Source organism: Streptomyces sp. NPDC020845 (assembly GCF_044334165.1).
Lineage (GTDB): Bacteria > Actinomycetota > Actinomycetes > Streptomycetales > Streptomycetaceae > Streptomyces.
In genome coordinates this window covers 19,532-44,555 of record NZ_JBIRSJ010000032.1, presented here as the reverse complement: position 1 = coordinate 44,555, position 25,024 = coordinate 19,532, and the positions used below count along the sequence as shown (strand labels likewise).

Here is a 25,024-nt window from a genome sequence, read left to right as displayed (position 1 = left end):
CTCAGTGGCAGACTGGCGGCACAACGAAGCTCCGGAAGGGCAGGGCGATGCGGCAGGGTCACCCGTCGAGCGTCACTGCTCGGGGGCGGCTGGTGCCACGGAGGGAGATGCGCGGCTGTGATCTTCGACAGTCTTGATGTGTCGTACGGCAACATGTGGGGTTCCCAGCAGGGAATGACCCATCCGGACCCGATGTCGCGCGCGGTCGCGGCACGCAGACATGCTGCCGGGATGGAGTACGCGGTTCTGCTGTCCGCGCGGGAGCGACCGCTGGCACTGGTCGAATACTGGCCGCGCCGGATGTGGCGTGTGTATCTGTTCGACGACAGGTCCTGGCGCATGCAGATGATCGACCTCAAGCCGCACAGCACGGGGATGTTGTTGGCTCACCGGAACACCCGATGGCAGTTTTCCAACGAGCAGGAGCACTCGTCCTGGAAGTGGGATGTTCAGGAGACCACGACCGTCTCGGCCGACGGGCAGGTCGAGGTGAGGTCCGAGTTCGCCGGGCCGAGGGGAGCGTCGACGGAGCCACTGCACGCTCGAACATCCGGCCCGTCGAGCGTCCCCGTGCGGCGGTTCCCGGCGCCCGTCGAAAGCTTCCTCTGCCCCGTACCGGAATTCGGCGACTGGCAGGTGTTCGCGCCGTTCCTCGCCCAGCAGGGCCACGAGCCCGCCACGACCGTAGTCCTGAGCGACGTGTCGGTGGACGAAGGATCGGGACCCCTGCGCGCCACCGGAATCGAGCAACTGTTCCGTCCGGGCGCGTGCGACATTCCGGATGGGCCGGCCGTCGTCGAGCCCGTTGACGCCGGCCTGCTGCGGATCACGTCAGGGCAGCTGGCGGTCTCGGACCCCGGCTGGATCGGAGAGACCCCGCGGACCGTCGCTGTGCCACCGGGCGAGTTCCCGGTCACGCTGTCGCTTTTGCGCACGACACGCGGGGCCGGTGTCGCCGCGGCCAGGGTGACGTTCCTGGACATCCCGCCCCGCGAGTGGGAAATGGCCCTCCGGCCCGACGAGGACCTGGGGCTGCTCGGCGACGGCCAGTTCTACGGGGTTGGCGTGGATACCGGCACAGCGGCTTTCATGGATGCGACTCGGACGGTGATCGAAGACCAGCTGGACGAGGACCTGTTCATACCCCTCGACAGCCATTTCACCGTCGAACTGCCCAGCACGGAGCCCGAGCCGAACCTCATCGCCTTCCGTGCCGGCCGGGGCGACGGGGTCTACCCCGTCTGGATCGGCCGCACCGATGACGGACAGGTTGGTTGCGTCGTCGTCGACTTCCAGCTCCATTCCGCCGACGGGGGAGAGTAAGGAGCCGCCGACCATCGGCGCGAGGCCGCACTGCCCGAGACTGGGACCGCGGCGAACCTCCAGAGTGCACACGGCGATTGAGAAGCTCGACAACTCGATCACCGACTTCGGCCTGGTGGACGCCTTCCCGGAGGACGTCAAGGATGCTCGCCAGCGGTACTACGCGTCGATGCACATGGGCGATAGGGCCACCGACGCAATGCGCTGGCATGGTGGGCCAGCAAGTCCAGCAGGGCGTGTATCCCGCGCAGATACACAGAAGTTCCCGCACACGGGAGCCGCCTTCGGTGGGATCGGCGTCAGCCCAATCGCCCGGCCGACGACGGACTGCGTTTCGTCACCCACGCAGCCCCATTTCGTCGGTACGGCACCGCCGCACATCGTCCTCACCCGCATACAGCTGTACTGACCGGCCTCGACAACCGGTCTGAATGCCCCCGCGGCGTGGCGCGGCCGCGTCAGGTGGACCGTGCGGTGGGTTCACTGCGCAGCAGGTCGGGGCGCGCATCGGCGATCACGAAGGCCCGCCGGCCGAAAGGCCGGACGGGAAACCCGGGTTCGGGAGTGGTACCTGGCGTTGCCCGCGGAGGTACGCGCCTGGTTGTCCCACGCGATCATTGACGACCGCGGGTACGCGGCGGAGCTGACGAACCTCACTGGACTCAAGGCCGACACGGTACGCGCGGAGTACCTAAATCCGATCCGGCGCGAGCTCGGCGAAGGCCAGCAGTCGACGCGGGTGAATAGCTGACGACTGGGTGGGGGTGGGTAGCCCGGGGCCCTACATCAGGCGCGGCCAGGAGGCGCGTAGGTGATGCCGACGTCTCCGGCGGAGGTCGCGGCAAGGGCCACGACCTTCCAGATCGCGGTGGGAACGCCAGCCCGGGGGCCGTCGCAGGCGTCGTTGAGGAGATCCACGGTCAACCCCACGGACTTGCCGTCCGGCCCCTTGGCCGAGAACTTGACCTCCTGCGCTGCCCACGGGTTCGCGCGGACAGAGGCGAACTGCACCAGGGCGTGGTACGCCGCGAAGTCCTTGCCGTTCCGGGTGAGAGTGAGAGTGCCCGGCCGAAGGTCGATGCCGACGTGGACCTGGGTGTCCTCCTGCACGATGACGGGTTCGCCAGTGGCACTCAGGTCCACGCTGCTCTCCAAGGGGGTGAGGTGGGAGTTCAGCTGCTTAGCATGGCAGCTGACTGCCCGTCGGGAGAAGGCGTTCATTAACCGATCGGTTGTTGAACAGGAGTGTTGGACGTCGATACATCCAGCCGGAGATGATCTCTCGCAGCGAAGGTTGAGCGTTGTCATCGAAGGTTGGTGACCGCTAGGTTTTCTCACCGAAGGTTGAGTGATCGTTTAGGTCTGGCTGTCTGGGGAGACGGTGGGGGAACCGGCTCAGTGAGAATCGCTGCGTCGAACAGGAGGTCGTCCTCGCGTTCCTCTCCAGGACAGGGCGAGCCTTTCGCCGAGTACGCTCAAGTCGACATCGCGCTGTGCTCGGACGAGTTGGCGGTTGCCGACGGGATCGCGAAGAAGGCCAGCGCCGCGAGGACAGCCATACTCGCCGCGAGTGCCAAAGTACCTGGAAGAGACCAAGCCACGACTGGTCCGGCAACAGCTGCCCCCAGGGCGAATCCGGTGATCTTCAGGCTGGCGCCGGTGGTGAAGATCTGGCCTCGCAGGTGATCTGGGGCCTCCCGGTGGCGGACTGCGAACAAGGCGGCCAGTTGGGGCCCCTCACCAATCCCCGCTATGAGTGCGGCCACGATGAGCACAACTGGTTGGCCCCACATGGCCAAGGTCAATGCGGCAGCCTGGACAAGAGCGCTGGCCCAGATGATCGTGTCGGGGGCGACCGAACGCGGGAACCGAGCGAGTACGACGTTGGCCACCAAGGCGGAGGTCGCCACGCAGGAGAGCAGCACCGCGCCGCGACCGGCCCCGCCCAGAACACGCTCGCCGAGGAGCGGGATGCATGCCATCAGCATTCCCTGGGCGATGCAGGAGACAGTCGAGGTGAGGGTGGCTCGGGCCAAGGACGGCCTTCTGACGATGACCCCAACTCCGGCAACAAGAGCACTAATCACCGAAGTCGCCTGAGCCCCCTGCACCCGACCGGGACGGACGGGCAACATCCACGCGGCGGGCAGCGCCAAGGCGATGAGCACCACAGAGACCACCACGGCCGTCGGCGCGCCCAGCGCCTCTGCGACGCCGCCGGCCAGAGCCGGACCAGCCAGACTCGCCACGTTGAACGTCATGGCATCGAGCGCATTCGCCCGGGGCAGGTGGTCACCCGGCACCACACACGGAAGTTGGGCCGTCCATCCGCCCGACAGGGCCGGCCCCAGCAGCCCTGTCACCACTGCGATCAAGATGGTGACAGCGAACGGCCACCGGCCGAGTCCCCCAAGAATCATCCCCAGCCCCGCCGCATAGAGGACGAGGGCCCCAGCCAGCAGGCGTCCCGGCCGATCTGCTCTGTCGAGGAGCGCCCCGAGCATCGGCCCCCCTATCGCGGCAGAGATCGTGATGCCCGCGAGCAGCGACGACGCGGCGATGGTCGATCCGGTCAAAGCAAATCCTGCCAGCATCAGCGCCGGTCCTGACATCTCGTCCCCGGCACGGGCTGCCACTGCTCCGGCGAGATAGAAGCGAAGTGAGTAACGCTTTCTCATTGCCAGGACGTTACGGAGGTAACTCAAAACTCAGCAAGATGCGTTACATTCCACACGTGTCATTCCACAGCGACGACTGGTCCACCCGGCACTCCGTGCTGACCACAGCCCGGCGCACCGCCGCCCTGATCAACGCCCTCGCTGACGACAGCCCCGACCCGGCCGACGTCGCCGACGTGCTCCGCGCATATGGCGAGACCGACCCCATCGACCTCACCACCCGCGATATTGCCGGGATGCACGCAGCCGCCGCACTGCTGCGGCAAGTCTTCGCCGCCGAGCACGCGGATGACGCCGCGGCCACCCTCAACCGCCTCTTGAAGGACCACACCGGGCCGCTCCGCCTGACCTCGCACAGCGGCAGCACTCCCTGGCATCCCCATCTCGACCGCGAGGACAACGCCCCCTGGGACGAGTGGCTCCTCGCCTCGTCCTGCATGGCCCTGACCGTTCTCGTCTGGGACCGCCAACGCCCGCCCGGCAGGATCTGCGCATCAACCAGCTGCCAGAACGTCTTCATCACCCAGGGCAGCGGTCCGGAGCGTCGCTACTGCTCCCGCCGATGCGCGACCCGCGAACGAGTCGCAGCCCATCGACGCTCCCGCTCTGCCGAGCAGTCGAGCGAAGCCACTTAGGGCGCCAAGGATCCAGCGCAACATCGCTCAATCTTCGCTGCGACAGGTCAGGAGAGAAGCTTTCGGTGTCCAGCAAGGGTGTTTGGCAGGGCAGGATTCTCCACATGGATCCAGCCGTCACTGCTTCTTTGATCTCCGCGCCGGTCAGCGTTGTTGCTGCTGTAGCTGCCTATGCGGCTGGCAAGGCACAGGCACGAGGAGCCCATCGTGGCTCTGTTGATGCGGTACGTCGGCAGCATCAACGGGATGCCTACGCAGCACTCGCTGCTACCTTAGCGTGATCTTTATCCTCGCTGCTGTTTCAGGCGGACGTGTTCGGTGAGGGTTTCGATTCGTTTCACGGTCTTCCCAGGCTCGTGACGTGGGGCTGGCCTGCGATTTTTCGAGCCGGGTGGGCGTCCGGGCCCGGGCCGGGAGGGTTTGGGCACGCTGGCGGGACGGGCGGTCTTCACGCGGAGGTGGCGGAACCCCCGGCGGACCCGGGCGGGGGTGAGCTGGCGGGGCTCGGCGGGCCGTTCCCAGGGGCGGCGGAGGTCCTCAGCGAGTGGCCGGGCGAGGCGGAGTTGGGTATGGGCGGCGATGATCAGCCACGTCCACAGGTCGGCAGTGTGCGGATCGCGGACCTTGGGGACGGTCCAGCCCAGGGTCTGCTTGAACAGCCGGAAGGTATGTTCAAGATCGAATCTGCGGAGGAACGCCTGCCAGCGCACATCGACGTCCGTGCCGGTCATGCCGGTGCACGAGGACCACAGCCACACCGGCTTCGGGTCGCGGTCGCCGGGCAGGTGCTCGACCTGCAGCCGGATCAACGTGCCGTGGATCAAGGGGAGTTCACCGCAGTGGTCGAGCCAGGGGCCACGGGCCTGTAGCCGGGGGTGCATCCGGTCCCAGGCGAGGGCTTCGGCCGTGCCGTAACGGGTGGTATCGCACGTCGTGGCCTGGTCAGGGGTGTGCCAGGACTCCGGCTTCGCGAAGGTGAGGACGCCACCGTGCTTGCGGGGCTGCCCGCCACGCGGGGTGGAGCGGCGCGGTCCGGCATCCCGGAGCATGACCCGGTCCGAACGCAGCCGGCCGACCAGCTCGACGGGCAGATCGGCCAGAACATAGGCGAGGCGGGTGACGTCGTAGCCGGTGTCCATCACGACGAGTACGTCCGCGTCGCCCGGCCGCCACTGCCCGGCGCGAACAAGCCGGGTGACCACCTCGCGCAGTTGGGTGGCGGTCACCGCGGTGGCATCGTCGGACGGCCCCAGCCGGATCGCGTCCAGCACGGCCGTCCAGGACGTACGCCCCGTCTCCAGCGCGGCGACGAAGGAGTAGGGCCAGCCGGGGATGAACTGATCCGCGCTGCGGCCCCACCCGTAGACGTGGCAGAACAGCAGGCCAGGGCTGGTGGGAGCATCGGGACGCAGCCAGTTGCTCACGTCCACCGCGAGCACGATCCGCCCGTCGGCGGCACGCGGCAGCGGCTGGAGGCAAGCAGTCTGCGCAGGCGGCGCGGTTCCAGCCAGCCGTGATTGACCGCGTCGTACATCGCCCCGTGCCCACGCCTGTGCTCGGCCGTGAGCGTCAACTCGACCAGCGACGTCACCGGGCCGTCCGAGCACAACACCACGTCGGTGAGCTCGAAGAGCGTATCCGCCCGGGTGTAGAGGCAGTCATAGAACTCGACACGAAAGTGGGACAGGACGCCCAACGCGGCGTCAGCGGACCGTTCAGCGGCGAGACTCTTCACCAGCGGCCGTTCCTTCACGCGACGTTGCTCGACACTGCGGGACTCTGTCGCCCGATCCGCGTTGAGGACCGACTCGATCAGCACCACCTGGGCGTTCCCCGCCAGCGGTCCGCCGGTTTCGCCAGGTCGACTGAATCGGGCGACAGAGTCCCTCGTGTTTCGCGGTCTTGAGTGATCAGGTTCCGGCGGTGGCCCAGGCTGTGAGGACGGCCTGGATTTCTTCGGGTTGTGCCTGGTGGGGGTGTGGGCCGCGAAAACGGTGGGCGATGATGACGCGGCGGAGTTTGGCGGTCATGTCCTCGAAGGAGGGCTGGGACTTTGTGGTGTACCAGCGGGCCCGGGACCGGGGTTCGGCGGCATCGGTGGGCTGGTGGCCAGCGAGTGTGTACCAGAGGATCGCCACGGTCAGGGCGAACAGGCCGAAGGGCACGGTACGTTCGACCGCGGGCCGGGTGCGGTTGCGGGCCTCGCCGACACCGAGAGTCTGGCGGGCGTCGAAGAAGGCCGTCTCGATCGCCCACCGTGACGCGTAGCGTTCCACGATCTCCTCGGCCGGGCTCGTCAGGTCGGTGCCGTTGAATTGACACACCCCGTGTTCAGCCTCAGTAGGTGGTTCTGTCGTAGCCATGTGTGCAGTTCGTTGCCGCCAGGTTGAGTAAAAACCGTGCTGGCACTTTCAGTGGTCATATGACGCCAATAACGATCGTGTAAGGCTCAACTGCTACTAGCGGTAAGGGCTTGCTGCCTGTGGCTGAAAACAGCCTCAATATCTCTTCTGTGCTTTGGAAATACGGGGGCGTGGATGAACGGAACGATCGACGGTTTCAGCTACGGATTGGTCACTCCGTTGGCCGCCTACGTGATGGCCTGCCTGGGGTCGGCCCTGGGGCTGCGTTGCGTGGTGCGCACAGTGCACCGTGACCCTGGATGGAGGGTGGGGTGGCTGTCCCTGGGAGCTGCCTCACTGGGCTGCGGCATCTGGACGATGCACTTCATCGCCATGACCGGTTTCTCCGTACGTCAGACGCCCATCACCTATGACGTTCCGCTGACTGTGCTCAGTCTGGTGGTTGCGATCGTGGTGGTTTCGGCGGGAGTGTTCATCGTCGGCTACCGTGGTGCCGCCCCGGCCACCCTCACCCTGGCTGGCGGTATCACTGGGATGGGCGTCGCCGCCATGCACTATCTCGGGATGTCCGCGATGCGGCTCAACGGCGACATCCGCTACGACAAGCTCACCGTGGCCCTTTCGGTGGTCATCGCCCTCGTCGCCGCGACGGCAGCGCTGTGGGCTGCGGTCTCCGTCCGTGGCTTCCTACGTTCCCTCGGCGCCAGCCTTGTTATGGGCCTGGCTGTCTCCGGCATGCACTACACAGGCATGGCTGCCCTGAGCGTTCACCTCCACACCGGTACGGCGCAGGCGGCCGACGGCCCGTCTGGAGTTTCTCTCCTGCTGCCGATGCTGCTGGGCCCGGTCGTCTTCTTGATCCTGGCCGGGGTTGTCGTCATGTTCGACCCGGTCCTGGTCCTCGGAGACGGCACATGGAACAAACCGATCTCCCGGCGCGCCGTTGCGGCAGACTCACCGAACTCCGCCGTCGGAGCAGGGCGTCAGTCTTCTCCCGTGCCCAGAACTGGCTGGTGTCGTGACTGAGAAGGCTTGCCTACCGGTAGTTCGTTAAACCCGGGAGTAGAGATCAATGCCGTGGCCGGTGGTGACTGCGTCGATCAGTGCCTGGAGCTCGGCGGGAGGGTCCTTGTCAGTCCAGGCTCGCCACCAGCGGAACACGGTGGTGGCCGGGGTGAGCCAGGAGCGGATGGCGCGCAGAGCTCTGGGCCAGCAGGGCAGCTGGGGCTGGTGGGACGGGGCGGGGCCCCCTCTCTGGCCGGTCGTCGGGACACGGGTCCGGCGCGGAGTCGTCCACGGGTCCGGGTGGGGCGAACCACTGTTTCCAGCAGAAGGAGAAGGCGCAGTTGACCAGGGTCTGGTGGCGGCGGATGGCGCGGTCGGAGCGGATTTGGAAGTCGGCCCAGCCGAGTTCGTCCTTGATCCGCTTGTAGCTCTGCTCGATCCACGGCCGTAATCCGTAGAGACGGACGATTTCGGCGAGGTCGGCGGGCGGATGAAGGCCGGTGGCGGCGTGAGGAGCGTCGGGGTGCGGCAGGTTGGTGGCCAGGTACCAGGTGGCCTTCTCCGGCAGGCCGGCCGGGTCGGTGGTGGCCACGATCAGCCGGCAGGGTGAGTCGGGGTCGTAGCCGCCCAGGCGGGCATCGGCGGCCCACCAGATGTCGGTGTGCTCGTCGCGGAAGTGACGCTCCACGGGTGTCCAGTCGCCGGGACGCTTGGCGTCCTTCCAGGCCAGGGCGTGGGCGGCCTCGATGGGGGTGTGCGACTGGTCGACCGGGGCCCAGATACCGTTGCGCGGCTTGAGGGCGACCACGTAGGCCAGGCCGGCCTCGCGGAGCGCGAGGTACCAGTCGTCGCTGACTTAAGTAGGCGCAGTCGGCGACCACCGCCCGGCAGCCGAAGCCCGCCTCCTTCCCGCGGGCCGCGAGGTGGGCGGCCGGCTGCGGTTTCGTGCGGAAGGCCGGATCGGACCGGCCGCGGGCGAAGTGATGGGCGGGGGTGTAGGGAGTCGCGTCCAGTGGGTAGTACACGCGGCCGTCGGTCCACACCGTGGTCACCGTGACTGTGCCGTTGTCCGTCTTTCCCAACCGGCCCAGCCACTGCCGGCCCACGTGCGCGGTCGCCGTGCCGTCCTTGCGGTCCCCGGAGTCGTCGATCACGATGACCCCGCCATCGTACGGAGCCGTCGCCGACTCCTCACGCAGCAGCTCAAGCCGCCGGTCGTTGACCTGCTCGGCCTCCCAGGGGGACTCGGACAAGAAGAACTGCAATCGCTGCACCCCTGGCAGCCCGGCGCCTGCCACCGGCTCCGCGCCTGCCAGGCAGGTGATCGTCTTGTTCCGCTCCCGCGGCGCCAGCAGCCCGGTCAGGTACTCGCGAAAACCCCGCCGCTGCGCCAGGCTGAAGAAGAGGTCGTCGAACCGGGCCGCGTACTTCTCCAACGGCCCCGGCGCGGGCGGACACGGACGGCGTGCAGTCATCTTCAGCCCGCCCCAGAACGGCAGTCGACTCCTACCACCGGCCTACGACCAACCCGACTCGCCGTCAACCCACACCACCTCCGGATTTAACGAACTACCAGTAGGCGATGGCCAGACTACCGACACGGCCAAATAAGATGACCTCTCAACCGGCGATCAACGGGCGCAACGTCCGATGAGCGATCTCCAAGCCGATCTTGACCTTCTCCTCGGTTCCGCCCCACACCGGGTCCTCGTGCTCGACGGAGAGGGTCCCGGTGAAGCCGCGCTCGTAGAGGGCGTCCACCACCGCGCTCCAGTCGACCTGGCCGCGGCCGGGCACCCGGTAGCGCCACCATCCGGTGTCCCACGGGTCGTCGCGCTGGACCGCCTTGCCGAAGAAGCCGTAGCGGCCGGCCTTTTCGGGGAGGATCTGGAGGTCCTTGGCCTGGGCGTGCACGATGCGGTCCGCGTAGGGCGCGATGGTGGTCACCGGGTCGACGCCGATCCACGTCAGGTGGGAGGGGTCCCAGTTCAGGTACAGGCCGAGGGAGAACATCCACTCCCACAGCTCGGGCGAGTAGGCGAGGTTGCCCGGGTAGCCGTCCGGGTGCCAGCCCTCCATCACACAGTTCTCGATGATGATCCGCACTCCGCGCTCTCCGGCGTAGTCGACGAGCTCCGGAAAGAACTTCTCGGCCTCGCGGAGGTTGTCGGCCACGGGGTGCGTCCAGTCCCGGCCGACGAACGTGCCCACGTACGGCACGCCGAGCGCCGAGGCCACCTCGACGACCTTCTTGAGGTGAGAGTGGATCGCCGCACGGCGCTCCCCGTCGGGGTGCAGGTTGTTCTCGTAATAGGCGAGTGCGGAGATGTCGAGGCCATGGTGGGCGAGCAGGGCCCGAGTCTCGTCGGCGGCGCGGGCGTCGAAGTCGGCCACCGGCAGGTGCGCGGCCTCGAAGTCGCGGCCGCCGGTGCTCGGCCAGGCGGCCACTTCCAGTGCCTCGTAACCGGCTTGGCTCGCCCAGGCGGCGATCTCGGTGAGGGTGAGCCGGGGCAGACAGGCAGTGAGCATGCCGAGCTTCATACAGCGGTCTCCGGGGTCTCGGGGGTGGTGTCCACGCCGGTCCAGGTGAGCGACGCGGAAGAGGTCAGGACGGCCTCGACGAGCCGAGCGGACCGCACCCCGTCCACCGCGGTGGGCAGGCCCTCGGGCGCGGCGCCGCCGATCGTCGCGTAGGCGTCGGCGACGAAGGCGTGGAAGCAGTCCGCGTACCCTTGCGCGTGACCCGCGGGCAGCCGGGAGAGGCGTCGCTGCTCGGCCGAGCCGTGGCCCGGGTCGCGGACGATCAGCCGCGCTCCGTCGGGGGCGCCGAGCCAGGCGGTCTCCGCGTTCTCCTGGTCAAACACCGCGCTGCCGTGCGCACCGTCGAGTTCGAACCACAGCCGGTTCTTGCGGCCGGCGGAGACCTGGGAGACGGTCAGCGAGCCCAGGGTTCCCTCCGCGGTGCGCAGCAGGACGGTGGCCACGTCCTCGGTGCGCACCCGCACGCGGGGCCCGTCACCGCTGGTGGCGAAACTGGCGCCGGTGCCCGCGGGGCGGGTGGCGATCGTGGTGTCCAGGCGCGCGGAGACCTCGGTGAACCGGACACCGGCCACCCACTCCACGAGGTCGCACCAGTGGGAGCCAATGTCCGCGAACGCCCGCGAACGGCCGCCCTCGACCGGGTCGACCCGCCAGGACATCGCGTCCTCGGACAGCATCCAGTCCTGCAGATAGCTGCCGTGGAGCAGCTGCCAGGCGCCGAACTCGCCGCGCAGCCTGCGGTCCCGGATCTCCCGGACGAGGGGGTGGTAGCGGTACACGAAGGGCACGGCGAGCAGCAGACCGGTGCGCTCGGCGAGCTCGGCGAGCCGTTCGGCGTCGGCGACCGTCGTCGCGAGGGGCTTCTCACAGATCACGTGCTTGCCCGCGCTCAGTGCCGCCTCGGCTTGCTCGACGTGCAGGGCGTTCGGTGTACAGATGTGCACCACCGTCACGCTCTCGTCGGCGAGCACCGCGTCCAGATCCGGGTAGCTCACGGGTAGATGCCACTCCACGGCCACCCGCTTGCCACGCTCCGGCGTCGACGCCACCGCGCCGGCCAGTTCGGCGCCCGCCGCACGGATCGCCGCCGCGTGCACGGCACCGATCATCCCGGTGCCGACCACGACCGCGCGTAGTGAGCCGCTCACTGCATCTCCTTGTTCGCTTCTCCGCCCACGCGGCGCCCGTCCCACTGCTGTACCTCCGTCGCCGTTGTCACGACAGGAGCCTGCGCCACCCGTGCGGCCGGGCCAAGGCGGACGGTCCGGACAGCGGACCGTCCGCCTGGTCCCGTGCGGCCGGCGGCGACGAGAGTGTGCGGGCGTCCCGCACCGACCGGAAGGCAGTCACAGCGATGGCGAACACGATGCGGCGCGGCTACGCGCCCAGCCCCTTCGGACAGTTGCACTACGTCGAGTGCGGCACCGGTGAGCCGGTCCTGATGCTCCACCAGACCCCCCGTTCCTGGACGGAGTTCGCCGAGGTGCTGCCGCTGGTGGGACGGACGCACCGGGCGATCGCCATGGACACCGTGGGTTTCGGCGCCTCTGCGAAGCCGGAGGGGCCGCATTCGATCGAGCGGTTCGCCGACGGGGTGGAGGCGATCGCGGACGCGCTGAAGCTGGAGGCGTTCCATCTGGTCGGCCACCACACGGGCGGTGTGGTGGCCGTGGAGGTGGCCGCCCGGCTGCGGGACCGGGTCAGGAGTCTGCTCCTCTCCGCCACGTCCTTCGTCGACGAGGCCAAGCGCAAGGCGGTCGCCGGGCGCCCGGCGGTCGACCACGTGGACCCCAAGCCGGACGGCTCGCATCTGGTGGAGTTGTGGAACCGTCGCCGCGGCTTCTACCGGGAGGGCGAGGAGGCCGCGCTGACCCGCTATGTGATCGACGCGTTGACGGTGCTGGACCGGGTGGAGGAGGGGCACAAAGCGGTCTACCGGTACCGGATGGAGGAGCGACTTCCGCACATCACGGCCCCGGTCCTCGCCGTCTGCGCGCCGGACGACCACTACTCCCTGCCGTCGCTGAAGAGGTTCGGGGTGGCACTCGGCTGCGAGACCGCAGTCCTGCCCGGCGGACACGTACCGGTGCCTGAGCAGTTGCCCGGGGAGTTCGCCGAGGTCATCGTCGAGTGGGTCGGCCGGCCTCGGCGGTGAGGCGGTCCCAGGTCGTGTCCGTGACGCCCCGCGCCCGCAGCACCGCCTTGCGCACCTTGCCGGTCTCGGTGAGCGGCAGCTCGCGCAGGCTGTCCACGTAGCGGGGAACGGCGAAGGGGGGCAGTTCGCGCTCGCAGTGGCGTATCAGTTCGGCCGGGTCGAAGGTGCTGTCCGCGCGGGGCAGCACCGCGGCCATGACCTCGTCTTCCGCCAGCTCGGACGGCACGGGGAAGACCGCCACGTCGGCCACCGTGGGATGGGCGCGGACGACCATCTCCACCTCGCAGGAGGAGATGTTCTCGCCGCGGCGGCGGATGACGTCCTTGATGCGGTCGAGGAACCGGAACCAGCCGTCGGGTTCGCGGACCACCCGGTCCCCCGTGCGCCGCCACGCGTCCACGGGCTCGGCCGGCTCGTCCAGGTAGCCAGTGGCGAAGGCGTACGGCCGGTGGCTGCGCACGAGCAGCTCTCCAGGGGTGCCGTCGGGGACGGGGATGAGCCGTTCGTCGACGACGCGGGCGTCGAAGCCCTCGCGCAGGGTGCCGATCCAGCCGGGCCGCTGTTCCTCGGGGGTCGCGCCGATGACGAGGTTGGTCTCGGTGGAGCCGAACCCGTCGACCAGGGTGACGCCGAACCGTTCGCGGAACGGCTGCCAGGCGTGGGCCGGTGTCGCCGGGGAAAGACCGCGCGCCGCTCGGTGCGCACGGTCGTGGGCGCCCGGGGGCTGGGCCAGCAGCATCGGCACCATGGCGCCCAGCAGATAGACGACGGTCGCCCCGGCCCCGGCCGCCCCGGCCCAGTACCGGGAGGCCGAGAAGCGCGGGGCGAGCGCGTACGCGGCCCCCACGGTCATCGCCTGCGCCAGTGCGCCCAGGGCGTTGGTGTGGAACAACGGGAGGCAGGTGTAGAGGGTGTCCTCCGCGGTGAGGCGCAGCGCGTCCGAGACGTTGCGCCCCCACCAGACGAACTGGGCGTGGGGGCAGCGGACCCCGCGCGAGGTGCCGGTGGTGCCGGAGGTGAACAGGACGCACGCGGTGTCGTCCGGGCGCACGGGGGCCGGCGGCAGGGCCGGGCCGTGGCCCGGTCGCGGGGCGTCGTCCGCTCCCGCGCGCCACAGCGTCCCCCGGAATCCGGCTGCCGACAGGCGCTCGGCCGTCTCGTCCTCCGCGAGCAGATGGGTGGGGCGAGCGTGGTCCAGGACGTGGCGTAGCCCGTGGCCGCGCAGCCCCGTGTTCAGGGGGACCAGCTCGGCGCCGAGCCAGGCGGCACCGAGGAACAGGTCGACGAGCTCGATCCGGTTGCCCGTCATCGCCGCGACACGGTCGCCCGGCCGACAGCCGTGGGCCGCGAGGGCCCCTGCCATGGTGGCGGCGGCCTCACGTGTCTGCTGGTAGGTACGGACCACATTCCCGACCCGCAGGAAGGGCCGCTCCCCGTGTTCCTGGGAAGCAGCCTGGAGCAGCCCGGGGATCGTCATGGTGTTCACCGCAGCACCCCGCGCTCGCGCAGCCGGCGGATCCGCTCCGGTGGCAGGCCCGCGACGTCGCGCAGGACGTCGTCGGTGTCGGCGCCGAGCACGGGCGCCGCCTTCCGGACCCCGCCGGGTGTGCGGGTGAGGCGGACGGGCGGTCCTTCGTGCAGGAAGGCGCCCGCCACCGGATGTTCCGCGCGCACGTAGAAGCCCCTGGCCCGCAGCTGTGGGTCGTACTCGACGAGGTCGCGGCCGTCCTGCACGGCACCCGCCGGTACTCCGCTCGCCTGGAGGACTTCGGCGGCGGCGTCGGCCGGCTGGGACCTGGCCCAGGTGGCGAGGGCGTCGTCGACCAGGTCGGTGTGGCGTCTGCGCGCCTGAGCCGTGCGGGTGCGTTCGTCGGTGGCGAGGTCGGGGCGCCCGATCGCCGTGCACAGCGCCGCCCACTCGGTGTCGTCGCGGACACTCACGGCCAGCCAGCGGTCGGCGCCCAGGCAGCGGTACACGCCCTGCGGGCTCCACTGGGGGTGGGTGTTCCCGGCGGGCTCGGAGGGGTGGAGCAGGCTGGTGCCCAGGTGGGAGGCGATCGCTTCGAGCTGGGACAGGTCGATGTGCTGTCCGCGCCCGGTCTGCTCCCGGTGCTCCAGGGCGGCGAGGGTGGCGAGCGCGGCCTGCAGCCCGGCGACGATGTCGCCGTGGCCGTAGATCACGCCGACCACATCGTCGGGGCCCCATCCGGTCAGGCCTGTGAGCCCCGAGCTGGCCGACACGGTGTCCGCATAGGACACCCAGCCGCTGCGCGGGCCGGTGTGTCCCATGCCGGACATGCTGACGTACACCAGACGGGGGTTGATCTCCCGGAGGGTGTCGTAGCCCAGACCGAGTTTGGTCATCACGGTGGCGCTGAAGTTCTCCACCAGGACGTCGCAGGAGGCGATGAGGTCGCGCAGCACGGCGATGCCGTCCTCGGTGCGGGTGTCGAGGGCCAGGCTGCGCTTGTTGCGGTTGACCTCGTTGAAGTAGCCGTTGGTGTTCGGGTCGGTGTGCGCACCGCGGGACAGGTGCATGAAGGGCGCGAACCGGGTGGGGTCGGGGCGGCCCAGGGACTCGACCTTGATGACATCGGCGCCGTGGTCGGCGAGCACCTTGGTGCAGTAGGGCCCGGCGAGCACCCAGGTCAGGTCAAGGACGCGGAGGCCGTGCAGCGCGGGCCGCGCGGGTTCCCGCGCCGCCTCCACCCGCGGGACCGGCCGCCTTTCGTGCAGCAGCCGCCTGTCCGCGCCCAGGTCCGGGACGTCCAGCTCCTTGATCCGGTGGCCTTCCGGAAACGCGAAGGGGAAGCCGAGGTCGGTGCGGCCTCGCACCCGGGTGAAGAAGTCGCGGGCGGCCAGCTGCGGGTTGTCCGACATCTCCTGCGGCAGGTCGACGGCGGCCCAGGGCAACTTCCTGGCCTGGGCGAGCTCGGCGAACCGGGCCTTCGGCCACCGGCCCGCGAAGTCCTGCACGACCTCGAAGAGGTGGTCCTGGTGTTTCTTGCGCTCCACCGGGTCCTGCCAGCGCGGCTCGGCGAGATCGCCCTCGGCGCCCTCCTCGCGCAGCCAGTCCAGCAGCGCGTCCCACATGCGGGGGCTGCCGCCGAGGCCGCCGCCCAGGTAACCGTCGGCGGCCTGGAACAGTCCGTGCGGCACCAGCGGGTGCACCCGGCCGGGGCGCGCCGGTACCCGGTCCTCGTGCAGATAGGCGAGAGTGCCGGCCTCCAGGGCGGCTGCCACGCACGCCTGCGCGGACACGTCGGCGAGCTGGCCCGGCCCCGCGCGCCGGGCCCGCAGACCCAGCAGCGCGGCGATGGCCGCGTGCACACCGGCGAGCTGTTCCGCCTGGTTCTCCGGAAGGCGCAGGGGCGGGCCGTCCGGGTCGCCGACCTGCGCGAGCATGCCGCCGAGCGCGGCGACCACCAGGTCGGTGCCCTGCCAGTGGCTGCGGGGGCCCACGGTTCCGAAGGGGGTGACGCGTATGTGGACGAGGTGGTCGAGCCCCGCCACCACCTCCGGCGCACCGTCCGGTGTGCCGTCGAGGAGGACGTCGGCTCCCTCCAGCAGGCGGCGCAGCTCCCCCGGGGACTTCGGGGTGACGGACCGCTTGCCCGCGTGCCAGTGGGCGAACGCGTCACCGTTCAGTTCGCGTCGTGTCGCGTCGCCTTCCTCTGGCTCGACCAGGACGACCTCGTGTCCGAGGCCGACCAGGAGCCGGCCCGCGAACCGCGTGAAAGGGCTGGACAGTTCGACGACGCGAACGGCCGGGTTGCTCACATCTCCTCCGCGGGATGCTCAGTCGTGCTGCTGGTTCAGGAAGCCGGTGACGGCGCTGTAGTAGTGGTGCGGCCGCTCCTCCTGGAGGTGGTGGGAGGCGTGGTTCATCACATGCAGATTGCCCTTGGGGACCATGCGGGCGAGCATCAGCGGGTAGTCGGGGGTGAGGAACGCGTCCTGCATGCCCCAGATGAAGAGGGCGGGGGCATGGATGGCACCGAGTTCCGCGGTGAGGTCCTGCCAGTCGCCCCGCGGGTTGTCGGAGGCGCCCGCGAGGGCGGTCTCCTCCGGGTCGAGGCTCTGCTCGTAGCGCAGGGTGACGGTCGCGTCGGGGACGGCGTCCGGGTCGTACCACTCCAGGCGGGCGATCAGTTCGCGCATCTTCTGCCAGGACGGGCCGGTGCCGCCGTAGTACACGTCACGGGCGTTGCGTCCGCGCCTGCCGCCTTCGGGCAGCGGGGCCAACGGGCCGTGGAACACGGGCATGCTGCCCGTGATCACCAGCGACCGGACCCGCTCGGGGTACTTCGCCGCCAGGTTCAGCGCGATGGTCCCGCCCCACGAGTTGCACACGAAGTCGGCGCGCTCGATGCCCAGGGTGTCGAGCAGGGCGACCGTCTTGGCGGCGTGGTAGTCCCACATGGGGCCTTCGATGACGGGCTTGGCGGACTTGCCGTACTGCAGGATGTCGACGAGGTAGCAGTGGCGATCCGCGGCGAACAGCGGCGCCACCTGTCCGAAGTCGGACCAGCCCGTGCAGCCGGGGCCGCCACCGTGCAGGAAGATCGTCGGGCTGCCCGAGCCCAGTTCGATGTAGTGGTACGTGACGCCGTCGGCTTCGGCGTAGGCGCCCTCCGGCGGCTGCTGAATGTGCATGAGGTCCATGCCCCGATGGTGTGCGGCCGGTGATCTCCGCCCAAGCGAACCGGTCCGCTCAGCGGGCCCATCCCGTGGTGACGACGACCGGGCGGTGGTTAGCCTCCGGGCCCGTCGTGTTCACAGAAAGGCGACAGATGTCCGCATGGGAAGTGGCCGAAGAACGGGCCAGGGCGGTGATCGGCCGGCCGGAGCATCGGAACCTGGGGATCGTACGGGCCGAGGACGCGGCGGAGTTCGCCCGCTCGGCCGGCGAGACCAGCCCGCACCTGATCGACCCCGGCCGCCCCGACTTCACCGTCCACCCGATGTACATCGTGAGCCTGCTGCGCGGGGCGGGAGGTGTCGACCAGGGCGAGTTCCGGCCGGACGGGATGTACCGCGACGAGGTCCCGGGCACCGATGGTCTGGGGGTACGGCTCATGGCAGGCGGCCAGCTGGTCCGGTTCCTCGGCGAGGTGAGGGTGGGCGACCGGATCGAGGTCCGCCGCGTCCTCACGGACGTCGAGCGCAAGGGCAGCGGAACCCCGTTTCTGCTGCTGACCGTCGAGAAGACGTACGCGGCGGAGCGGGGCACGCTCGTCGAGGTGCGGGAGAGGTTCATCGTCCGATGAGGGTTCGCACGGGAACGCCCGTACCGCCGGTGGAGTTCACCCCGGATGCCGTCACCCTGCTGCGCTTCGGGGCGGTCACCCGCAATGCCCACCGCATCCATTACGACACCGAGTTCGCGAGTTCCGAGGGACTGGCCGGCCCGGTCGTCATGGCGCAGCTGCACGGCTGTCTCCTCCACCGTGCCGCCATGATGTTCGCGGGCCCGGGGGGACGAGTCCTGGAGGTCGGATGGCAGAACCGGGCGCCGGCCCTCGCCGGGGAGCGGCTGGTGGTGAGCGGCACGGTCAGCGGTGTCGATCCGGTGACGGGGCGGGTCACCCTGGATCTCGTCGAGCGGGGCGGGCAGGGTGATCAGGGTGATGTGGAGTGCTGCCGGGGCAGCGCCGTGGTGCTGATGGGCTGACCGGTCCTCGTGGCGTGGGGTTCTCCGAGCCACCGGGCGCGACCGGCGCTGGGTGGGCGGCCTCGCGGGCCGCCCACCGCGTGTTCAGCCGAGGTCGAGGACCACCTTGCCGACCGCCTCCCCGGACCGCAGGCGGGCCACGGCCTGGGCCAGACCGTCGATGTCATGGCGCTCGATGGGCAGGGTCAGCTCACCGGAGGCGAGGTCGCCCAGCAGCCGCTGGGTGTCGGCGGCCACCTCTTTCGCCCGGGAGATCAGGTTCACGGGCAGCAGCGCCACGTCGGCGAGCAGGAAGTCCGCCAGGTCCACGGTGAAGTCGCGGCCGGCGGTGTAACCGACGAGGGCGACCCGGCCACGGGGGCGCACCAGGGGCAGGGCGTCGCGCAGGACCGGTCCGCCCACCGTGTCGATGAGGACGTCCAGCGGGCCTCCGACCGCCTCGGGGGACAGGTCGGCGGCGAGCAGTGCCTTGGCGGGGGCCGGGACGTGGGGCAGTTTGGCGGGACGGCCCACCGCGCCGATCACCTCGGCTCCGGCCCGGGCCGCGACCTGCACGGTGAGCGCCCCCACCGCACCAGCCGCCCCGGTCACCAGCACCCGCTCTCCGGGCCGCACGCCCGCCACCGTGTGCACCGAGGCCCACGCCGTCCCCGCCGGGGAGAAGTAGCTGCAGGCCAGGGCGGGGTCCGTGCCTTCCGGCACGGCCTCCACGGCGGCGTCCGGGACCAGTGCGTGCTCGGTCCAGGTGCCGTCCCGGCGCAGCCCGATGGCCTTGCCGCGGAGGCGGACGAGGCTCCCCTCGGGGTGGGTGTCGGAGGCGACGACGATTCCGCTGCCTTCGGTTCCGGGAACCGCCGGCAGGTCAGGGAGGATGCCGAACTTTCCGTCGACGACGTTCAGGTCGAGATGGCTGACGGCGGCCGCCCGCATCCGCACCAGGGTGTGGCCGGGACGCGGCTCGGGCACCGGGCGCTCGACGAGCCGCGGGAGGGTGCCGAACTCCTCCAGCACCAGGGACTGTGATGTCGGCTGACTCACGTTTTCGCTCCGTATCTGCAGGCTCACGGTTCTCGGCTCACGGGTTCTCGGCTCACGGGTTCTCGGCTCACGGTCTTGTTCCGTAAGGGGTGCCGTGAGGGTTGGGCGGCCCCGCGCGCCGTAGACGCGCACCGTAGACCGCGCCCCTCGTCCCGCGCACCGGCCCTGGTCCGCTCAGCGGTATGTGCCACCCAGGCGGCCGTCCGGTCTTCCGCCGGGGCACCCGCGTTCCGCTCAGCGAACCGGATCCCTTGGGCGGATCCGCACCGGACCGGATGCTCGGGTGCACAGTTCACCGGCAGCAGGAGGACACGCACGATGACGGTCGAGGAGTCTCCCGATACGGCCACCCCCGTCCGGAGCCGCCGCAGAAAAGCAGCAGAACCCGGCCGCCAGGACTGGACGTCCTGGCCCCACTACGACGGGGCGGCCGCGGGCTTCCGCGGCTATTGGTACCCGGTCACCTGGTCCAGCCGGATCACAGGCAAGCCGCTGCCCTTCACCCTCTGCGGCGAGAAGATCACGCTGATCCGCGACAACGGCACGGCGTACGCCCTGCACAACCGCTGCCCGCACCGCGGCGTGCCGCTGTCGGAGGGCAACCAGCAGTTCCCGGGCACGGTCAGCTGCCCGTACCACGGCTGGACCTTCGACCTGCCCACCGGCAAGCTGTCCGCGGTCATCACCGACGGCCCCGGGTGCCGCCTGACCGGCAAGCTCGGCGTGCGCACCTACCCGGTCGAGGAGCGCCTCGGCATGGTGTGGGTGTACATCCCGATCGCCGACGAGGAGCCGCACCCGATCGACTCCCAGCTTCCGGAGGAGCTGGTCGGCAACGCGTTCGTGATGGGCGGGCGGATCGAGCCACGCGGCGGCAACTGGCGGTTCGCCTGCGAGAACGGCTTCGACGAGGGCCACGCCAAGTATCTGCACCGCACGGCCCTGTGGCGGCTGTTCAAGCCCATGCCGACCTGGAACATCACCCGGATCGTGCCGCGCGGCCGCTGGATCTACCGGGTCCAGGACGAGGTCCACTGGGAGGCCGAGTTCCCCGGGGTGGGCCGCTGGACGAACAAGCGCTGGTGGAAGAAGCAGCCGCCGAAGGAGACCTTCAACCTCGGCAACACCGGCAAGGCCGACAGCGTCGACCCGACAATCGAGGCCCAGGAATTCCCCGGCTTCGCCTCCCTGTCGATGCCGGGCGTCCTGCGCATCGCCTACCCGAAGTTCATCCACTACGAGTTCTACGTGCCGGTCGACGAGGACAACCACCGCTACGTCGGTGTGATGGTCAACTTCACCGAGGGCTGGGACACCCTGCGCTTCTACGCCAAGTACCTCGGGGCGATCCGCTGGCTGTTCCACGGCCAGTTCTCCGGCCAGGACGCGTGGATGGTCGACGTCACCGACGCGCCGCCGGAGAAGCTCTACCGGCCCGACATCTCCCTCACCTCCTGGCGGAACCTCAGCGAGGAGGAGTACGCCAAGAAGCTGGCCGCGGCCGGCGCCGCCCCCGGACACGAAGAGAAGGCCTGACATGTTCCGTACCCTGTTCACCCTGCTGCTGGGCGCCGCGATCGCCGTCGGGATCCCGCTGGCCAGGAAGCGCGTGGCGCAGGCCAGCATGACCCAGGTCCACCGGATCAACCAGTGACCACCGACCCACTGGCGGGACTGGACGAGCGGCGCCGTTCCTGGGCCGCCGAAGCCACTCGCCACATCAGTACGGACCGGCTCCGCGAGCTGATCACGGGCCTGGTGGACATCCCCAGCCCCACCGGGGACGAGGGCCCGCTCGCCACCCACATCGCCGGCACCTTGCGCTCCGCCGGCTGCCACGCGGCCACCCAGCCCCTCGACGACCGCCAGGCCAACGCCTGGGCGCGGCTGGCCGGCGACGGCACCGGCCCCGACCTCATGCTCTACGCCCCCATCGACACCCTGACCGTGGGCGAGGAGAGCGAGGACCTGCCGTGGATCGGCCCGGAGCTGCGCGAGGACATGCGGCCCGCGGCCACCGTCCACGGCGACCTGGTCACCGGTCTCGGCGCCTCCAACCCCAAGGGGCACGCGGCCTGCGTGATGATGGCCACGGAGGCGATCGCCCGGGCCGGAATCCCGCTCACCGGTGACCTGGTGGCGGCGTTCGGCGCGGGCGGTATGCCCACCAACGCCCGGCCCGTGGGGACGCGCCGCAACACCGGCCAGGGCGCCGGGTGCTCGTTCCTGCTGGAACAGGGCGTGTGGACCGACTACGCGGTCATCGCCAAGCCCGGCTGGACCGTCTCCTGGGACGAGGTGGGACTGGTCTGGTTCGAGGTGACGGTCCACGGCACGCACACCTACGCCGGTTCCCGCCACCGGCTCCCGTACGACAACGCCATCGCCCGCGCCGGGGAGGTCGCCCGGTACCTGGAGGAGTGGTTCGTCGAGTACGCCGAGCGGCACACCTCGGGCACGGTGGCGCCCCAGGGCATCGTGGCCTCGATCCGCGGCGGATGGCCGCGCATGGCGGCGGTGACTCCTGCCGTGTGCACCCTCATGGTGGACCTGCGGATCAGCCCGGACACGACGCCGACGCAGGCCAAGCGGGAGTTCATGTCCGCCCTGGCCGCCCTGCGCGCCACCTCGCCCGGGCTCGACGTCCGGGCGGAGATGGTGCTGGCGATCCCCGGCACCCGAACCCCGCGCGAGTCATGGATCCACCGCAGCGCCACGGCCGCCTGGGAGGCCCTGGAGGGGCGTGAGCTGGAGGTGATCGCCGGAAACAGCGGCGCCACCGACGCCAACATCCTGCGCGGCCGCGGCATCCCCACCGTGCGGGTCGGCATGCCCAAGGTCACGGAGGCGCCCTTCGAGATCGACTTCGCCCGCGGCATGAACACGGTGTCCCTGCGGGCCATGGAGAAGCTGTCGCGCCATCTGATCCGCACGGCCGTGGACACCGTCACCCGGTCCCGCGCCGAGCTGGAAGGAGCAACGGAATGACCGAAATCGTCCTGGGGGTCGGGGCGTCGCACAGCACGCTGATGAACACCCACTGGGAAAAGACGCACCACAAGGACCGCGCCGAGCGGTTCCGGGACGCGCTCGGCGAGGCGCGCGACGCGCTGGCCGCGGCCCGTCCCGACACGGTGGTCCTCGTCGGCTCCAACCACTTCCGTGGGTTCTGGCTCGATCTGATCCCGAGCTTCACCATCGGGGTGGACGAGTGCGTCGCCAGCGGGGAATCCGGTACGCCGAAGGGCCCGCAGCCGGTGGACCGGCCGCTGGCCCTGCACCTCGCGGGCTCCCTGGTGGAGCGGGCCGGCTTCGACGTGGCGTTCTCCGCCCGGCTGCAGATCGACCACGGCCAGTCGCACGCCATCCAGTACCTGCTCGACGGGCTCGATGTCGGGCTCGTGCCCCTCGTCGTGAACGTCTTCGCGCCGCCGCTGCCCACCCTCGACCGCTGCGAGCGCCTCGGCCGGGCGATCCGGGAGGCCGTCCTGGCGTTCCCCGGCGACCGCCGGGTGGCGGTCATCGGCTCCGGCGGGCTGTCCCACCGGCTGCCCTGGCCGGACTGGCGCGCCCCGGACGGCGAGGACGAGGAGTTCATGGTCGACGCCTGGCGACACGGCCGGAACAACTGGCAGGACTACGACGTCCGGCGCCGCGAGATCATCCGGGCCGCCGAGGCGGCGCTCAACCCGGGATTCGACGAGGAGTTCCTGTCCTGGATCGAACAGGGACAGGCACACCGCGTCACCGAGTACACCACCGAGGAACTGGAGAAGGTGGCCGGCAACGGCGCACAGGAACTCCGCACCTGGCTGCTGATGGCGGCAGCGCTCGACCACATCCCGGGCCGGCGTCTCGCCTACGAACCGATGCCCGAGTGGCTCACCGGCATGGGGGTCGCCGTACTCGACCCCGCACAGACCAAGGAAAGGCAGTCATGAGCATCTGGACCGAACTGGCGGGCGTCGATTACCGTCACGCCTACGTGGAGACCGGCGACGTCACCACCCGCGCCCTGCAGGCAGGCCCCGAGGACGGCGAGCACGTCGTGTTCCTGCACGGCACGACCGGCCACCTGGAGGCGTTCATACGGAACATCCCGGCGCACGCCGAACGCTACCGCTGCCACGCCATCGACATGCTCGGCCACGGCTACACGGGCAAGCCCGACCGCCCGGGCGAGATCCCCGCGTACGTCGACCATCTGTTGTCCTACCTGGACGCGGTCGGCGCCGAGCGCGCCCACCTGGTCGGCGAGTCGCTGGGCGGCTGGGTGGCGTCGTGGTTCGCGAGCGAGTACCCGGACCGGGTCGCCTCCCTCCAGCTGCTGTGCATGGGCGGGACGAGGATCAATCCGGAGGTGATGGAGCGGCTCAAGAAGTCCACCCGCAACGCCGCCCTCAAGGAGGACATCTCCTACACGCGCGAGCGTCTGCGGCTGCTGTGGGCCGAGTGGGACGAGGACCTGGGCGAGGAGCTGGCCCAGGTCCGGTACGACATCTACCACCGCCCCGACTTCCAGCAGAATCTGCACAACCTCCTGGCGCTGCAGGAGCCGGAGGCACGCGAGCGCAACCTGCTGCGGCCCGACCGCATGGCCCGGATCAAGGCGCCGACGCTGGTGGTCTGGGGCAACAAGAACCCGTTCGGGGGCGTGCCGGAGGCCGAGACCATCACGGCCGCCATCCCCGGAGCGCGGCTCGAGCTCTTCAACGAGTGCGGCCACTGGCCACAGCATGAGAAGGCCGACCTGTACAACCCGCTCAGCCTGGAGTTCCTCGCCGCGTCCTCGGCCACTTGATCATGAGGTGCCTGCCATGACCGTAGTCCCCATCGACCGCGCCATCAGTTCCTTTCCCGACCCGATGAACTCCGTCCTCGGCAAGGTCCGGTCCATCCTGGAGGCGTTTACCGCCGACGACGACTCGCTCTCCCTCGCCGATCTGGTGCGCCGTTCGGGCGTGGCGAAGGCGACCGTCCACCGGCTGTCCCAGGAGCTGGTCGAGTGGGGGCTGCTGGAGCGGGCGGGCTGCAACTACCGGCTCGGGCTGCGCCTGTTCGAGATCGGTCAGCGGGTGCACCGGCAGCGCATCCTGCGGGAGGTGGCGCAGCCGTACATGGAGGATCTGCTGCTGGCCACGCGGGAGACCATCCATTTCGCCATCCACGACGGGCTGGACGTGGTGTACCTCGAGAAGATCCTCCCCCACCGGGGACTGAGCGAGGAGTCGCGGGTGGCGGGGCGGCTCCCGCTGTACTGCACGGCGACGGGCAAGGCGATCCTCGCCCACTCCCCCGGCAGCCTGTTCGGCGAGGTGGTCAGAAACGGCTTCAAGGCGTTCACCCGCCACACCATCACCTCGCCGGGCCGGCTGCGCAGCCAGCTGGAACGCATCCGCGAGCAGGGCATCGCCACGGAGGCCGAGGAGATCCGGCTCGGCTACATGAGCATGGCCGTACCGGTCTTCGGCCGACAGGACACCCTCGCCGGGGCTCTGTCGATCACTGCGCCGACCTACCGCATGGACGCGGCCGCCCACGCCAGCGCGCTGCGTGCCGCGGGGCTTGGCATCAGCCGCTCGCTGAGGTCGGCACTGTGAGCGACGCGCGCG

Annotated in this window: 21 protein-coding genes and 1 pseudogene; 11 read left to right on the top strand and 11 right to left on the bottom strand. The window is 70.0% G+C overall.

Annotated features, from left to right (window positions below):
- Nucleotides 1-117 precede the first annotated feature (117 nt).
- Nucleotides 118-1,323, top strand: a complete 1,206-nt coding sequence (locus ACH4U7_RS50110) for a DUF4241 domain-containing protein (RefSeq protein ID WP_398534439.1) — start codon at nt 118-120, stop codon at nt 1,321-1,323.
- A gap of 786 nt (nt 1,324-2,109) precedes the next feature.
- On the opposite strand, the gene ACH4U7_RS50105 is transcribed toward ACH4U7_RS50110, so the two are convergent.
- Together ACH4U7_RS50105 and ACH4U7_RS50100 are read right to left on the bottom strand one after the other, a co-directional pair.
- Nucleotides 2,110-2,466, bottom strand: coding sequence for a hypothetical protein (locus ACH4U7_RS50105; RefSeq protein WP_398534438.1), 357 nt, complete (start codon nt 2,464-2,466; stop codon nt 2,110-2,112).
- A gap of 332 nt (nt 2,467-2,798) precedes the next feature.
- Complete coding sequence (locus tag ACH4U7_RS50100; RefSeq protein WP_398534437.1) at nt 2,799-4,001, bottom strand: MFS transporter; 1,203 nt, start codon at nt 3,999-4,001, stop codon at nt 2,799-2,801.
- Between the two features lie 38 nt (nt 4,002-4,039).
- Here ACH4U7_RS50100 and ACH4U7_RS50095 point away from each other — a divergent pair, with 38 nt between their 5' ends.
- On the top strand, nt 4,040-4,636 hold the full coding sequence (locus tag ACH4U7_RS50095; protein ID WP_398534436.1) for a CGNR zinc finger domain-containing protein: 597 nt from the start codon (nt 4,040-4,042) through the stop codon (nt 4,634-4,636).
- A 284-nt stretch (nt 4,637-4,920) separates the two neighbouring features.
- On the opposite strand, the pseudogene ACH4U7_RS50090 reads toward ACH4U7_RS50095, so the two are convergent.
- Nucleotides 4,921-6,332, bottom strand: a pseudogene (locus ACH4U7_RS50090) (NF041680 family putative transposase).
- A 214-nt stretch (nt 6,333-6,546) separates the two neighbouring features.
- The gene (locus ACH4U7_RS50085) at nt 6,547-6,999 is read right to left on the bottom strand and encodes a hypothetical protein (protein WP_398534435.1); all 453 of its coding nucleotides are present in this window, start codon (nt 6,997-6,999) and stop codon (nt 6,547-6,549) included.
- Between the two features lie 174 nt (nt 7,000-7,173).
- Here ACH4U7_RS50085 and ACH4U7_RS50080 point away from each other — a divergent pair, with 174 nt between their 5' ends.
- The gene (locus ACH4U7_RS50080) at nt 7,174-8,025 is read left to right on the top strand and encodes an MHYT domain-containing protein (RefSeq protein ID WP_398534434.1); all 852 of its coding nucleotides are present in this window, start codon (nt 7,174-7,176) and stop codon (nt 8,023-8,025) included.
- 74 nt (nt 8,026-8,099) lie between these two features.
- Here ACH4U7_RS50080 and ACH4U7_RS50075 read toward each other — a convergent pair whose 3' ends face one another.
- The 3 genes from ACH4U7_RS50075 to ACH4U7_RS50065 all read right to left on the bottom strand — a co-directional run bounded on the left by ACH4U7_RS50075 (nt 8,100) and on the right by ACH4U7_RS50065 (nt 11,693).
- Nucleotides 8,100-9,479: a transposase gene (locus tag ACH4U7_RS50075; protein WP_398534474.1), complete on the bottom strand. Its 1,380-nt coding sequence runs from the start codon at nt 9,477-9,479 to the stop codon at nt 8,100-8,102.
- A 145-nt stretch (nt 9,480-9,624) separates the two neighbouring features.
- Complete coding sequence (locus ACH4U7_RS50070) at nt 9,625-10,545, bottom strand: sugar phosphate isomerase/epimerase family protein (protein WP_398534433.1); 921 nt, start codon at nt 10,543-10,545, stop codon at nt 9,625-9,627.
- Complete coding sequence (locus tag ACH4U7_RS50065; RefSeq protein WP_398534432.1) at nt 10,542-11,693, bottom strand: Gfo/Idh/MocA family protein; 1,152 nt, start codon at nt 11,691-11,693, stop codon at nt 10,542-10,544. The genes ACH4U7_RS50070 and ACH4U7_RS50065 overlap by 4 nt, the downstream gene beginning before the upstream one ends.
- A gap of 206 nt (nt 11,694-11,899) precedes the next feature.
- Between ACH4U7_RS50065 and ACH4U7_RS50060 the strand changes: the two genes are divergently transcribed.
- On the top strand, nt 11,900-12,700 hold the full coding sequence (locus ACH4U7_RS50060; protein WP_398534431.1) for an alpha/beta fold hydrolase: 801 nt from the start codon (nt 11,900-11,902) through the stop codon (nt 12,698-12,700).
- Here the strand turns inward: ACH4U7_RS50060 and ACH4U7_RS50055 are convergent.
- From ACH4U7_RS50055 to ACH4U7_RS50045, 3 genes are read right to left on the bottom strand one after another with little or no spacing between them, the layout of a single operon-like run.
- Nucleotides 12,666-14,177: an AMP-binding protein gene (locus ACH4U7_RS50055; protein ID WP_398534473.1), complete on the bottom strand. Its 1,512-nt coding sequence runs from the start codon at nt 14,175-14,177 to the stop codon at nt 12,666-12,668. The genes ACH4U7_RS50060 and ACH4U7_RS50055 overlap by 35 nt on opposite strands.
- Nucleotides 14,178-14,182: 5 nt before the next feature.
- Complete coding sequence (locus ACH4U7_RS50050; RefSeq protein ID WP_398534430.1) at nt 14,183-16,480, bottom strand: CoA transferase; 2,298 nt, start codon at nt 16,478-16,480, stop codon at nt 14,183-14,185.
- 18 nt (nt 16,481-16,498) lie between these two features.
- Nucleotides 16,499-17,365: an alpha/beta fold hydrolase gene (locus ACH4U7_RS50045; protein WP_398534429.1), complete on the bottom strand. Its 867-nt coding sequence runs from the start codon at nt 17,363-17,365 to the stop codon at nt 16,499-16,501.
- A 128-nt stretch (nt 17,366-17,493) separates the two neighbouring features.
- Here ACH4U7_RS50045 and ACH4U7_RS50040 point away from each other — a divergent pair, with 128 nt between their 5' ends.
- Together ACH4U7_RS50040 and ACH4U7_RS50035 are read left to right on the top strand one after the other, a co-directional pair.
- On the top strand, nt 17,494-17,970 hold the full coding sequence (locus ACH4U7_RS50040) for a MaoC family dehydratase N-terminal domain-containing protein (RefSeq protein ID WP_398534428.1): 477 nt from the start codon (nt 17,494-17,496) through the stop codon (nt 17,968-17,970).
- Entirely contained in the window at nt 17,967-18,374 is a 408-nt protein-coding gene (locus ACH4U7_RS50035) for an acyl dehydratase (protein ID WP_398534427.1), read from the top strand. The genes ACH4U7_RS50040 and ACH4U7_RS50035 overlap by 4 nt, the downstream gene beginning before the upstream one ends.
- Nucleotides 18,375-18,458: 84 nt before the next feature.
- On the opposite strand, the gene ACH4U7_RS50030 is transcribed toward ACH4U7_RS50035, so the two are convergent.
- Nucleotides 18,459-19,412, bottom strand: coding sequence for a zinc-binding alcohol dehydrogenase family protein (locus ACH4U7_RS50030; RefSeq protein ID WP_398534426.1), 954 nt, complete (start codon nt 19,410-19,412; stop codon nt 18,459-18,461).
- A 318-nt stretch (nt 19,413-19,730) separates the two neighbouring features.
- On the opposite strand from ACH4U7_RS50030, the gene ACH4U7_RS50025 reads away from it, so the two are divergent.
- The 5 genes from ACH4U7_RS50025 (at nt 19,731) to ACH4U7_RS50005 (ending at nt 25,012) form a co-directional block, all read left to right on the top strand.
- Nucleotides 19,731-20,948 carry a Rieske 2Fe-2S domain-containing protein gene (locus ACH4U7_RS50025; protein WP_398534425.1) on the top strand — a complete coding sequence of 406 codons (1,218 nt, stop codon included), beginning with the start codon at nt 19,731-19,733 and terminating at the stop codon, nt 20,946-20,948.
- Between the two features lie 114 nt (nt 20,949-21,062).
- Nucleotides 21,063-22,400 carry a M20 family metallopeptidase gene (locus ACH4U7_RS50020; protein ID WP_398534424.1) on the top strand — a complete coding sequence of 446 codons (1,338 nt, stop codon included), beginning with the start codon at nt 21,063-21,065 and terminating at the stop codon, nt 22,398-22,400.
- Nucleotides 22,397-23,353 carry a catechol 1,2-dioxygenase gene (locus tag ACH4U7_RS50015; RefSeq protein ID WP_398534423.1) on the top strand — a complete coding sequence of 319 codons (957 nt, stop codon included), beginning with the start codon at nt 22,397-22,399 and terminating at the stop codon, nt 23,351-23,353. Before ACH4U7_RS50020 ends, ACH4U7_RS50015 begins: the two co-directional genes overlap by 4 nt.
- Nucleotides 23,350-24,213, top strand: a complete 864-nt coding sequence (locus ACH4U7_RS50010) for an alpha/beta fold hydrolase (protein WP_398534422.1) — start codon at nt 23,350-23,352, stop codon at nt 24,211-24,213. The genes ACH4U7_RS50015 and ACH4U7_RS50010 overlap by 4 nt, the downstream gene beginning before the upstream one ends.
- 16 nt (nt 24,214-24,229) lie before the next feature.
- Nucleotides 24,230-25,012, top strand: coding sequence for an IclR family transcriptional regulator (locus ACH4U7_RS50005; RefSeq protein WP_398534421.1), 783 nt, complete (start codon nt 24,230-24,232; stop codon nt 25,010-25,012).
- Nucleotides 25,013-25,024: the final 12 nt, after the last annotated feature.